This is a genomic window from Salegentibacter sp. BLCTC, assembly GCF_015143665.1.
GTDB classification, from domain to species: Bacteria; Bacteroidota; Bacteroidia; order Flavobacteriales; family Flavobacteriaceae; genus Salegentibacter; species Salegentibacter maritimus.
Map to the genome: position 1 here is coordinate 340,145 of NZ_WYEW01000001.1, position 12,949 is coordinate 353,093.

A 12,949-nucleotide genomic window follows, 5' to 3' on the forward strand; every position below is an offset into this window, starting at 1 on the left:
AAATTAAATTTAAATTAATCCTTTATATTTTCTGTAAAACCATTCTATTGCCAGTATTAAAACCAGCAGAAATAGAAGGTAAAACCAGTCTATCAAAGGTACGTCTTTTTGTTGGCTTTTTTGAACAGGCTTGTATTTATCGGCATTTAAAAGCCTATTTATAAATTCTTGCGTTTGATTTTGGTAAAAAATCCTAGTTCCAGAATTTTCAGCTAAGGCCTGCATTGCATTTTTGTTAGCTGAAATAAATTTTTGCTCAATATTATAACTTATTACTTCAAAACTTCCCGAACGAGAAAGCCCGGTTTCTGCTTCGTTAACCTGAAAAGTATAAGTACCTGGTGGTAAACCACCTAAATCTACCTGGTAGGTATTATTTTTTAAGATAAATTGGGACTCAAAGCTGTTTAAAGAATCTTCTACCGTAATTAGTAAGTTAGCCTTTGGATCGAACTGATAGTTTTGATCGAAAAAATTTGCATTAATTATAGCCGATTCATTTTCATAAAAAAAAGACTCGTAATCTAAAGTTAATCGCTCTCGTTGCTTTGTAGAGGCCAGGTTTTGAACCAGTTTTCCGAAGAAATTATCAAAAGCTTCAAAAGATTTATCTTCCAAAAAGCTAGCCGAACGCCAACGCCAGATATTTTCTCCAAAAATATAGCCTATTTTACGCTGTGCATTGCCCTGTATAGCCAATAAAGGTTGTGTGGTTTCTACATTTTCAATTTCCTGAAAATAAATACTTTCAATACTATTACTTTCAAGCTCAATATTACCAAACTTATCTTCAAGCGGGGGGAAATTTGAAAAAACAGCATCTTCAAATTGAAACTGGTTAAAATTTGGATTTCTCACCGCGAATATTTCCTGATTTTGATTCGTAAAATCTTTTATTATAAAATCCTGAATATTATTTATAAAATTCCAATTGGTTTTTGTGCCGGTAATAAGAAGATAGTTTTGGTTATTCTTCTTCAACTCTTCAAAGACAGATAAAAAGCCAGCATTGGGCTGGTATAATATTACTAACTGATAGTCTTCCAGGTTAAGGTCATTTTCACCAATATACTTAATGGCAAGCTGCCGTTGCTTGTTGGTTTCTACAGCCTTTTTAATGGCTCCTAAATCTGGATGCGACATAGCACTTAGCAGCAAAATTTCAGTACGCTCATCAATTACTTCTATCGCGAAACTTTTAATGTTGTTCGCCTGGTTTTTTTCGGTTGCCAAAGGCGCAATTTCAGCTTTATAAGAAAGTACTCCTAAATTTGTGGCGGGGAGTTGAGCCTGAATTATTACAGAACTATTTTCGTTATCTAACGAAACCTCTTCAGAGAAAATGACCTTTTCGTTTTCTTTAATAACAAACCTGGTATTTACCGCATCTTCTCCCGAGTATGAAATAAAGGCTTCTACCGGAAAACGATTATCCAAAAATGCGTAATTATTTAGGTTTAACCTGGTTAATTCCAGATCGGGATATTGTGTGGTATCGCCAATTACAAGGGGGTAAATTTCTGTATTTTTAGAATTGAAGTATTCAAAATTACGACCGGAGGTTTGATTTCCATCGGATATTAGTGCAATAACCGATTTCCTTTCTTTAGAAAGTGCTTCAACCCCTTCTAATGCCGAAAAAATATTGGTTTCAGTATCCTTAAAGTCATTAATATCGCCCGATTTGAGTTCTTTTCCGAAGTTATACTGAACGAGATCAAAACGTTTACTTAATTTTTCGTTAGACTTAAAGCTTTCCAGTATAAGTTTAAGGCTATCTTCCTGCTTAAGATGATTTATAGAGCAGGAATCGTCTGCCAACAAAATAAGCATAGGTTTTTCTAACTTATAGCTGGTAAAACCAATTTTAAGGTTAATAAGCAGCGAAAGAATTATAAAAACCGAAAAAAAGCGTAGTGAAAAAAGAATATAAGTATCCCTATCTCTTTTTCTAGACTTATACAGGTATTGAAAAAAAGCAAACCCCAGCGCAATAAATGCAGCCAGGGCGATAAGTAAAATTTTAGATAACTCCATTAAAGTGAAGATAGTTAATCCTTTTCGGGTAAAAGTTAAAAGTTCTAATAACTAATTACTCTTAACTTCTAACCTACCTATGTATGCATCCCCCCATCTACGTGAAGTACCTGCCCGGTAACATAAGCACTTAAATCGCTCCCTAAAAACACACAGGCGTTAGCTATATCTTCTGGGCTTCCACCTCTTTTTAAAGGAATTGCCTGTCTCCAGCCATCAACTACTTTGTCGTCTAACTTTTGAGTCATTTCTGTTTCTATAAATCCGGGGGCAATAACGTTGGTTCTAATATTTCTTGAACCAAGTTCCTGAGCCATAGATTTAGAAAAACCAATAATTCCGGCTTTTGAAGCAGCGTAATTTGCCTGACCCGCGTTACCGGTTACACCTACTACAGAACTCATATTAATAATGCTTCCCTTACGCTGTTTTAACATGGTACGTTGAACAGCTTTGGTCATATTAAAGATCGACTTTAGGTTTACTTCAATAACCTTATCAAAATCTTCTTCGCTCATTCGCATAAGGAGATTATCTTTTGTGATACCTGCATTATTTACCAGAATATCTATAACCCCAAAATCTTCGGCTACATCTTTTATAAGTTGTTCGGCTTCTTTAAAACTCGCTGCGTTAGATTGATAGGCTTTGGCTTTTACCCCCAATTCGCCCAATTCGTCTGCCAATGCATTGGCAGACTCAGCTGAAGAATTATAAGTGAAAGCTACGTTAGCACCGTGCTGGGCAAAAACTTTAGCAATTCCCTTGCCTATTCCACGGCTACCACCGGTTATTATGGCATTTTTCCCTTCTAATAATTTCATATTTATAAAAAGATTGATGTTAATTAAACAGTTTCAAATATAACAAAAGCTAATACCAAGAAATAAAAAATCCTCCTGTATTTGGTGAAACACTAAATACAGGAGGATTTCAATATGATTTAGGAAGGTTTTAGCCCTTCATTACCTCGGCTACTTTTTTCCCAATTTCTGCCGGTGAATCTACTACATGAATTCCATTTTCTTTAAGAATAGCTTTCTTTGCTTGTGCAGTATCTTCACTTCCACCTACAATAGCTCCTGCATGTCCCATAGTACGGCCAGCAGGTGCTGTTTCTCCGGCTATAAAACCTACAACCGGTTTTTTGTTTCCATTTTCTTTAATCCAGGTTGCGGCATCTGCCTCTAATTGACCTCCAATTTCACCGATCATTACAATACATTCGGTTTCCTCATCGTTCATCAATAATTCTACAGCTTCTTTGGTGGTTGTTCCAATAATTGGATCTCCCCCTATACCAATTGCAGTTGTGATTCCAAGACCTTGTTTTACTACCTGATCTGCAGCTTCATAAGTTAAAGTACCAGATTTAGAAACAATCCCTACTTTACCTTTTTTGAAAACAAAACCTGGCATAATACCAACTTTTGCTTCTCCGGGAGTTATTACACCTGGACAGTTAGGCCCTACCAAACGGCAATTTCTATCCTGAATATAATCGTAAGCTTTTACCATATCTGCCACCGGAATACCTTCGGTAATCGTGATAATTACTTTTATTCCGGCATCTGCTGCTTCCATAATAGCATCTGCTGCAAAAGCTGGTGGTACAAAAATTATAGAAACATCGGCTCCAGTTTTTTCAACAGCATCAGATACCGTATTGAAAACAGGCTTATTAAGGTGTTTTTGACCTCCTTTACCAGGAGTTACACCTCCAACCACGTTGGTTCCATACTCTATCATTTGTTCAGCGTGAAAAGTACCTTCGCTACCGGTAAATCCCTGAACTATTATTTTTGAATCTTTATTGACTAAAACGCTCATATTTTTTTTGATTTTGCGATTACAAAAGTAAGTTTTTAAAAATGAAAGATAAAGTGATTTATGAAGTTTATTAAGGCTTTAATCTTAAAATTAAGTAAAATTCAAGCCTAAAAATCAGATTATTTGAGAACTCAAAATTAAGTCCATGGACTACCGTCTATTTCTTCACCCAGTTGTGAAATTTGAACACCCTTAAGAAGTTTGTTATCTTTTAATTCCCAAATAGCCATAAAGTGGGCCAGTGGCATTTCTTCGTCGGGATTTTCTATTGTTTTTACATGGTAGGTAAAGTGTATGGCTATTTGATTGTCTTCTTCGACAATCTTTTCCACTTCGGCCTTAAGCGATTCGAAGCTCTTTCCTAGATTATCCCTAAGCTCTAATATTTTGTCGAAATCCAGCTTTTTAAATCCGGTGGTACCGTACCAGGAAAGATTTACATTGGGATGTAAGTAATTGTCTAGAGCTCCTTTTTCGTCTTTAAATAGGGATATATAAAAATTCTCAACAATCTCTTTACTTTGTACGCCCATAAATTTATTATTTTAATTTCTCAAGCAATTTAGGTAATTGCTTTAAAAGCGCCAATTCTTTTAATTTAGCCCTGGCTTCCATCGCTGGGTTTCCTGTATATACTTTGTTTGCTTTAGTAGATTTTGTAATACCGGCCTGCCCCATAAGAACACCACCTTTTTCTACGGTAATTCCGCTACGCATTCCTACCTGCCCCCAAACGGTCACCTCGTCTTCGATAATTACTGCCCCGGCAATCCCTACCTGACTGGCAATAAGACATCTTTTGCCAATAACCGTATCATGGCCAACCTGTATTAAGTTATCAAGCTTAGTACCCTCTTTTATGGTAGTATCTCCGGTAACACCTTTATCTATAGTGCAATTAGCTCCAATTTCAACATTATCTTCTATTATTACGCGTCCACCAGATCTTAATTTATCAAAGCCTTCTGGTCTTGTTTTATAATAAAAAGCGTCTCCTCCCAAAACAGTTCCGGAATGAATAATTACGTTATTTCCAATAATAGTATTATCGTATATACTAACATTTGAGTGAATTAGGCAATTACTGCCAATCCTTACATTATTGCCAATAAACGTGTTGGGCTGAATATGAGTACCCTTTCCTATTTGAGCCGAATCTGATATAGATTTATCAGCTTTTTTGAAAGGTTTAAAGTACTGAGTAAGCTTATTAAAATCGGAGAAAGGATCTTCTGAAATCAACAAAGCCTTACCTTCGGGACAAGCTAATTTTTTATTAATCAAAATTACAGTAGCAGCCGAATTTAAAGCCTTATCGTAATATTTTGGATGATCTACAAAAACAATATCCCCGGGTGTCACCACATGAATTTCATTCATCCCGGTTACCGGGAAATTAGCGTCACCAATATACTCGGCATCAATAATAGTTGCTATTTGTTGTAAGCTATGTTCCTGGGGAAATTTCATATACTAATTATAAAAAATTAGCCATCCTGCCCCAGTATTTGGGGATTATCTCAGAGTCTAAGCGTTTAATATCTAAACAAACTAGAAGCTGAAACAAGTTCAGTCTGGCCTAAAACTTTTTGAAAGACTAAAATTATTCTTTAATTCTTTCTTTATAAGTTCCTTTATCTGTTTCTACTTTAATTTTATCACCTTCATTTATAAATAAAGGAACATTCACCTCTGCACCTGTCTCTACAGTTGCCGGTTTAGTGGCATTGGTGGCAGTATTTCCTTTTACACCAGGTTCGGTATGTGTTACTTCCAATATTACACTTGCAGGCATTTCTACTGAAAGCGGTGCATTATCTTCGGTATTGATTATTACTGTAACCACTTCACCTTCCTTTAAAAGTTTAGGTTGATCTAAAGCTTGTTCCACCAAACGAATTTGAGTGTAATCCTCCACATTCATAAAATGATAAAATTCATCATCATTATATAGATACTGAAATTTATGAGTTTCTACACGAACATCGTCTATCTTATGTCCCGCTGAAAATGTATTTTCTACAACTTTTCCTGTAGTTACACTTTTTAGTTTGGTACGTACAAAAGCAGGACCTTTTCCGGGTTTTACGTGTAAAAATTCAACTATCTTATAAATATCGTGGTTGTAACGAATGCATAATCCGTTTCTAATGTCACTTGTACTTGCCATTTAAATTTATTTTAATTTGAACTAAAGTATCCTTTCATGATACCTCGTTGTGAGTTTTTAATGAATTCTAAAATTTCGTCTCTTTCTGCCGTTGCTTGCATTTCGGCTTCAATAATAGCTACAGCTTGTGTATTATTATAGTTTCTTTGATAGAGAATTCTAAAAATATCCTGAATTTCCCTAATTTTTTCGGTAGTAAACCCTCTTCTACGCAAACCTATAGAATTGATCCCAACATAAGATAAAGGCTCCCTTCCCGCTTTAACAAACGGAGGAACATCTTTTCTAACCAAAGAGCCTCCTGTTACAAAGGCGTGTCTTCCAATACTGCAAAATTGCTGAATTGCCGCCATACCTGCCAATACTACGTGGTCTCCCACATTTATATGGCCGGCGAGCGTACTGTTATTAGAAAAGATACAATTATCGCCCACAATACAATCGTGCGCAATATGGCAATAAGCCATTATCCAACAGTTTTTCCCTATTACGGTTTTCATTCTGTCTGTAGTCCCCCTATTAATGGTTACACATTCTCGAATAGTAGTATTATCACCAATAACCGTAATAGTATCTTCATCATCAAATTTTTTATCCTGCGGAATGGCAGAAATAACGGCTCCCGGAAAAATACTACAATTCTTTCCTATTCGGGCACCTTCCATTATAGTTACGTTAGACCCTATCCAGGATCCCTCGCCTATCACTACATTATTATGAATAGTGGTAAAAGGTTCTATTACTACGTTCTTAGCAATTTTGGCTCCGGGATGTACGTAAGCTAAAGGCTGGTTCATATAATTTATTTTGATTTTACAATTTGCGCCATTAATACGGCCTCGGTGGCTAATTTTCCGTTTACATAAGCAGAGCCTTGCATTTGGCAAATTCCCCGGCGAATAGGCGCAAGTAATTCTAATTTAAATATTAAAGTATCTCCAGGTACTACCTGTTGTTTAAATCTTACATTATCTATTTTCATAAAATAAGTAAGGTAATTTTCTGGGTCTGGAACAGATTTCAATGCTAAAATACCACCAGTTTGAGCCATTGCTTCTACCTGAAGTACACCCGGCATTACAGGTTTTCCGGGGAAATGCCCTACAAAGAAAGGCTCATTCATGGTTACGTTCTTTAAACCAATCACGCAACTATCGGTACAGCTATAAATTTTATCAACTAAAAGGAATGGTGAGCGATGCGGCAAAATATCCATAATGGCATTCACATCCATTAAAGGCTTTTGATCCAAATCTATTTTTGGAACATTATTCCTTTTTTCAGTTTTAATTATTTTAGATAGTTTTTTAGCAAACTCGGTATTTACATAATGTCCCGGCTTATTGGCAATTACTTTTCCACGAATACGTGTACCTATAAGTGCCAAATCTCCCAAAACATCTAAAAGCTTATGTCGTGCTGCCTCATTAGGATAATGCAGCGTTAAATTATCAAGAATTCCATTGGGTTTAACGGAAATATCATCTTTTTCAAAAGCTTTTCTTAGTTTCTTTAAGGTATCTTCGTTTATCTCCTTATCTACATAAACAATAGCATTGTTTAAATCACCTCCTTTAATTAATCCGTGGTCTAAAAGTGCTTCAAGTTCGTGTAAAAAGCTAAACGTTCTTGCATTCGCAATTTCATCTTTAAATTCTGAAAGATGGTTAATCGAAGCGTTTTGAGTGCCCAGTACTTCTGTGCCAAAGTCTACCATAGCAGTGACCTGGTACTCTTCTGATGGCATCACGATAATTTCGCTTCCGCTTTCCTCATCATGATAAGAAATCACCTGATCTACTATATACTCTTCCCTTTCTGCTTCCTGGCTAACTATTCCTGCTTTCTCTAAAGCTTCTACAAAAAACTTTGAAGAGCCATCCATAATTGGTGGCTCTGAAGCATCTAACTCAATTAAAATATTATCTATATCAAGCCCTACACAAGCTGCAAGCACATGCTCTGAGGTTTGAATTTTCACCCCATTTTTCTCAAGGTTTGTCCCTCTTCTTGTATTCACTACATAGCTTACATCTGCTTCTATCTGAGGTTCTCCCTCCAGATCCATTCTTTTAAAAACATAACCGGTATTTTCCGGACCAGGTTTAAAGGTCATTTTTACTTTCTGACCGGTATGCAGCCCAACCCCTTCAAGGGAAACCTCCCTATCTATAGTATGTTGTTTCGCCTGTTTATATGCCATTTTTAATCTTTTTTTCTAATTGGTTAAGTGTATCTATAGTTTTAGGTAAGTTTTTAAAATGCACGTAAGATTTATTAAAATCTCCGTAACCAAAGGCTGGAGAGCCTTGCAACATTTCATCATCTTTCACATTTCGGCCAATACCAGCCTGAGCCTGTATTTTCACTCTATCTCCTATTTGAAGGTGACCAACAATACCAACCTGCCCTCCAATTAAGCAATTTTTACCAATTTTAGTAGAACCGGCTATGCCTGTTTGTGCCGCTATAGCCGTATGAGAACCAATTTCTACATTATGGGCAATTTGAATTTGGTTATCTAATTTCACCCCTTCTCTTATAATTGTAGATCCTAAGGTTGCACGGTCTATAGTGGTCCCGGCACCAATATCTACATGATCTTCAATTATCACGTTTCCAATTTGGGGTACTTTTGTATACTTCCCATCTTCTCCCGGACTAAAACCAAATCCATCGGCTCCAACAATAACTCCGCTATGAATAACGCAATTATTACCCACAATGGTTTCAGAATAAATTTTCACCCCCGGGAAAACAATTACATTATCCCCTATTTCCACATTGTCCCCAATATAAACGTTGGGATAAAGCTTTACATTGTCCCCAATTTTTACGTTTTCACCAATATAGGCAAAAGCACCTATATAAATATTTTCTCCAAATTTCGCCGAATCAGACAGGAAACTCGGTTGTTCAATTCCCTTTTTGTTCAGTTTAATTTGATTGTAATATTCCAGCAAGGTAGAAAATGCTTTATAAGCATCTTTCACCTTAATTAACGTAGTGTTTATAGGTTCTTCGGCTACAAAATCACTATTAACTATTGCGATAGAAGCCTGTGTAGAATATATATATGAAGTATATTTAGGATTGCTTAAAAAGGTTAGGGAACCTTCGCCTCCTTCTTCAATTTTAGCTAATTCTGATACTTCTACATCGGGGTTACCCTCAATTTCTCCCTCAAGTATCTCTGCTATTTGTGCTGCTGTAAATTTCATTCTGGCAAAAATAAAAAAAAAGTGTTAATGTTTGGCCTTCGGATAACACATATAATACTTAATCACGGTTTTTGAAAGCGCTTTTAGGTTCAATTGATCCGATGCTTTAGCTACATCGCTAATCTTCCCATTCTTATGTAAAATGTTAATATTGTTATTTTCGCTTTTATAAGCGGTATTGGTAACCTCCCCACTAAAAACAAAATATGCTGCTTCTTCGGCCGATACATTTGCTTTTTCCTGAAAAGCTTGCCGGCGTTTTTCTAACTTTTCAACAGATGGTTTCTTCTTTTTAATCTTCACCTTCAACAAGTCCCGGTTAATGATCATTTTACATAAATTAGACAATACAAAGTCGTCGTGATCTTGCCATTCTTTCATTGCAGAGACAATATCATAATCGTCTAAACGCGCAAAAACCGATAAAGTTTGAGAAGTGAAGTCTTGTGGCCCAATTCTGTTATGCAGAAAATAGGAAAGAGATTTACTTGCGTTTAAGTCTTCCCCTTTTTCAACCAATTCCTTCGCCCGTTTTAACATTCTAATTAAAAGTTGCTCTGCCACCAAACTGGTTTTATGCAAATATACCTGCCAATACATTAATCTTCTGGCCACTAAAAATTTTTCTACCGAATAAATCCCCTTTTCTTCAATCACCAAATCATCATTAACCACATTTAGCATTGCAATAAGTCGCTCACTGTTAATATTTCCTTCAGCAGCACCGGTATAAAAACTATCTCGTCTCAAATAGTCTAAACGATCCATATCCAATTGACTGGAGATTAATTGATTTAAAAATCTGCGGCTGTAGGTACCGCGAAAAATCTGCAAAGCCAACGTTAAACTTTGGTTAAAGTCACGATTCATTTCTTCCATAAAAAGCAAAGAAATATTTTCGTGGTCTACCCCTTCCACAATACTATGTTCCATGGCGTGTGAAAATGGACCGTGACCTATATCGTGAAGTAAAATAGCAATTTGCAGGGCCTCTTCTTCGTCTTCAGAAATCACAACCCCTTTGTAGCGAAGCACTTGAACTGCTTTTTGCATTAAATGCACACAACCTAGAGCATGATGAAACCGGGTATGATGGGCACCGGGGTAGACGAGGTAAGACATTCCCATTTGAGAAATTCTGCGTAAACGCTGAAAATAGGGATGTTCAATTATACTAAAGATTCGCTCACTGGGGATGGTAATAAATCCGTAAATTGGATCGTTTAATATTTTAAGTTTATTAGTAGCAGTCAAACTTTTTATCGTGTTAATTCAAAACAAATATACATATATAGAGTTGGGGAGTATAAAAAGCACTACATAAGTTGTAAAAAACTGCAACTCTATAACAATTTATAGGAATTCACGAGTATTAAAGTCGCAAATTTAAAAAAGAGATCAAAACTCAGTTCACGCATAAAAATATAAAGAATGAATAAAATAAAAATACTTTGGGTAGATGATGAAATAGATCTACTAAAACCACATATTCTATTTCTTGAATCTAAAGATTATGAAGTAACCACCAGCCAAAGTGGGACTGAAGCTTTAGAGCAAATAGAAGAAGAGAGCTTTGATATCGTTTTTCTCGATGAGAATATGCCGGGACTTACCGGTCTTGAAACACTTGCTGAAATAAAAGAAAAAAGGGAAAATCTTCCTATTGTAATGATTACAAAAAGTGAAGAAGAATATATTATGGAAGAAGCTATTGGCTCTAAAATAGCCGATTACCTTATAAAGCCGGTAAATCCCAATCAAATTCTACTTAGTATAAAAAAGAATTTAGACCATTCCCGACTTATTTCTGAAAAAACAACATCAAATTACCAACAGGAGTTTAGAAAGATTGCCATGGACCTAAGCCAGGTAAATACGTTTGAAGAATGGGGCGAACTTTATCAAAAATTAATCTATTGGGAGCTACAGCTTGAAGACCTGGAAGACAGTGGTATGTTCGAAATTTTAGAATCACAAAAAAATGAAGCAAATACCCAATTTTGTAAATTTATAGACAAAAATTATACAGACTGGTTCGAAAATAGCGCTGAGGCACCTATAATGTCGCACACCATTTTTAAAGAGAAGATTATCCCTGAAATTTCCAAAGATCAACCTACATTACTTGTTGTTGTAGATAATTTAAGATACGACCAATGGAAAGCATTAGAGCCGGTAGTAGCTAATTACTACAAAAAAGAAAAAGAAGAGCCTTACTTTAGTATTTTACCTACCGCAACACAGTACGCCCGTAACGCTATGTTCTCTGGTTTAATGCCAGCCGATATGGAAAAAAGGTTTCCGCAATATTGGAAAAACGATACAGAGGAAGGCGGAAAAAACAACCATGAAGCCGAGTTTCTAGAAGAGCAATTGAAAAGGTTAGGAAAAACCTTTAAACATGAATATCATAAAATTACAAGTTTAAAAGGTGGAAAAAAACTTGCTGAAAACTTTAAAACCCAAAAGGATAACGATCTTACAGTTGTGGTTTACAACTTTGTAGATATGCTATCACATTCTAAAACAGAAATGGAAGTAATTAAGGAATTGGCTTCCAACGATAAGTCTTATAGATCTTTAACTCATAGTTGGTTTAAAAATTCGCCTCTACTAGATATTATTCTACAGGCAAAACAATTAGGATTTAAATTAATTCTTACCACAGACCATGGTACGATAAACGCAAAAAATCCATCAAAAGTTATAGGTGATAAAAATACCAGTTTAAATTTAAGATATAAAACGGGTAAAAGCCTCACTTATGAAGAAAAAGATGTTTTGGCTATTTCAAACCCTAAAAGTATTCATTTACCCAGTATAAATATGAGTAGCTCCTTTATTTTTGCTAAAGGAGACCTCTTTTTTGCTTATCCCAATAATTATAATCATTATGTAAGTTATTACCGAAACACCTACCAACACGGCGGTGTATCCTTAGAGGAAATGGTCATTCCTTTTGTAGTATTAAGCCCAAAATAAACACATTAAACACTGATTTACAGCAAGGTATAGGGAGTATAAAATTATTCCCTATCTTTGTTATGCCAAAAATCTTTTTTTGAAAATGTCTATAACCTACAATTTAGCCCAAATTGACGAGGCTGTTCAATTTATATTAAATCACACAAAAAGTAAGGTCTTACTTTTTTATGGTGAGATGGGTGCAGGTAAAACCACTCTTATAAAATCTTTAACTGCAGCCTTAAAAAGTATAGATAAGGTATCTAGCCCCACGTTTTCGTTAGTCAACGAATATCACACCCCCCAGGAAAATATTTATCATTTCGACTTTTATAGAATAAAAGATGAAAATGAAGCTTTAGATATAGGTATTGAAGAGTATTTGAGCTCCAATAATTGGATTTTTATTGAATGGCCACAAAATATTAGTAGCTTTTTAGAAAATGAATTTCAAAAAGTGGAAATTTCAGTTATAGATGAAAAAATAAGATTGTTAAATTTATGTTAATAAAAACCAAATATTTTCTTAAATTGACAAAAAAGGCCTGTGTTAGCTGCAATAGATAATTTTGTTATAGTTCAAAATTAAAAACAGCAAAAAAACAAAATAATTTTAAAATATAGCTATTTATTTTTTATTAGTATAAAATATATTTTATTAAAATATATTCATTTTTTTGCTTAAAAAAAGCCGCAAAAGTACGATTAATGTATTAATTTTTAGTGT

Annotated in this window: 12 protein-coding genes; 2 read left to right on the forward strand and 10 right to left on the reverse strand. The window is 35.2% G+C overall.

Annotation, left to right across the window (positions count from 1 at the left end):
* Positions 1-9 precede the first annotated feature (9 nt).
* From GUB10_RS01560 to GUB10_RS01605, 10 genes are all read right to left on the reverse strand, one after another.
* The gene (locus GUB10_RS01560) at positions 10-2,037 is read right to left on the reverse strand and encodes a VWA domain-containing protein (RefSeq protein WP_193709682.1); all 2,028 of its coding nucleotides are present in this window, start codon (positions 2,035-2,037) and stop codon (positions 10-12) included.
* Between the two features lie 77 nt (positions 2,038-2,114).
* The gene (gene fabG / locus GUB10_RS01565; protein WP_193709683.1) at positions 2,115-2,861 is read right to left on the reverse strand and encodes a 3-oxoacyl-[acyl-carrier-protein] reductase; all 747 of its coding nucleotides are present in this window, start codon (positions 2,859-2,861) and stop codon (positions 2,115-2,117) included.
* A gap of 130 nt (positions 2,862-2,991) precedes the next feature.
* Positions 2,992-3,867 carry a succinate--CoA ligase subunit alpha gene (sucD, locus tag GUB10_RS01570; protein WP_193709684.1) on the reverse strand — a complete coding sequence of 292 codons (876 nt, stop codon included), beginning with the start codon at positions 3,865-3,867 and terminating at the stop codon, positions 2,992-2,994.
* Between the two features lie 137 nt (positions 3,868-4,004).
* Positions 4,005-4,400 (reverse strand): nuclear transport factor 2 family protein, encoded by a 396-nt coding sequence (locus GUB10_RS01575; protein WP_193709685.1) that lies wholly within the window; start codon positions 4,398-4,400, stop codon positions 4,005-4,007.
* A gap of 7 nt (positions 4,401-4,407) precedes the next feature.
* On the reverse strand, positions 4,408-5,337 hold the full coding sequence (locus GUB10_RS01580) for a UDP-3-O-(3-hydroxymyristoyl)glucosamine N-acyltransferase (protein ID WP_193709686.1): 930 nt from the start codon (positions 5,335-5,337) through the stop codon (positions 4,408-4,410).
* Positions 5,338-5,470: 133 nt separating this feature from the next.
* Positions 5,471-6,037 carry an elongation factor P gene (gene efp / locus GUB10_RS01585; RefSeq protein ID WP_193709687.1) on the reverse strand — a complete coding sequence of 189 codons (567 nt, stop codon included), beginning with the start codon at positions 6,035-6,037 and terminating at the stop codon, positions 5,471-5,473.
* An 11-nt stretch (positions 6,038-6,048) separates the two neighbouring features.
* Positions 6,049-6,834, reverse strand: coding sequence for an acyl-ACP--UDP-N-acetylglucosamine O-acyltransferase (gene lpxA, locus GUB10_RS01590; RefSeq protein WP_193709688.1), 786 nt, complete (start codon positions 6,832-6,834; stop codon positions 6,049-6,051).
* Between the two features lie 5 nt (positions 6,835-6,839).
* Positions 6,840-8,240 carry a bifunctional UDP-3-O-[3-hydroxymyristoyl] N-acetylglucosamine deacetylase/3-hydroxyacyl-ACP dehydratase gene (locus GUB10_RS01595; protein WP_193709689.1) on the reverse strand — a complete coding sequence of 467 codons (1,401 nt, stop codon included), beginning with the start codon at positions 8,238-8,240 and terminating at the stop codon, positions 6,840-6,842.
* Positions 8,230-9,258 (reverse strand): UDP-3-O-(3-hydroxymyristoyl)glucosamine N-acyltransferase, encoded by a 1,029-nt coding sequence (gene lpxD / locus GUB10_RS01600; protein WP_193709690.1) that lies wholly within the window; start codon positions 9,256-9,258, stop codon positions 8,230-8,232. Before lpxD ends, GUB10_RS01595 begins: the two co-directional genes overlap by 11 nt.
* Before the next feature lie 24 nt (positions 9,259-9,282).
* Positions 9,283-10,512, reverse strand: a complete 1,230-nt coding sequence (locus GUB10_RS01605) for an HD domain-containing protein (protein WP_193709691.1) — start codon at positions 10,510-10,512, stop codon at positions 9,283-9,285.
* 177 nt (positions 10,513-10,689) lie between these two features.
* On the opposite strand from GUB10_RS01605, the gene GUB10_RS01610 reads away from it, so the two are divergent.
* Both GUB10_RS01610 and tsaE read left to right on the forward strand, forming a co-directional pair.
* Positions 10,690-12,240 carry a bifunctional response regulator/alkaline phosphatase family protein gene (locus GUB10_RS01610; protein WP_193709692.1) on the forward strand — a complete coding sequence of 517 codons (1,551 nt, stop codon included), beginning with the start codon at positions 10,690-10,692 and terminating at the stop codon, positions 12,238-12,240.
* 85 nt (positions 12,241-12,325) lie between these two features.
* On the forward strand, positions 12,326-12,730 hold the full coding sequence (tsaE, locus tag GUB10_RS01615) for a tRNA (adenosine(37)-N6)-threonylcarbamoyltransferase complex ATPase subunit type 1 TsaE (RefSeq protein WP_193709693.1): 405 nt from the start codon (positions 12,326-12,328) through the stop codon (positions 12,728-12,730).
* Positions 12,731-12,949: the final 219 nt, after the last annotated feature.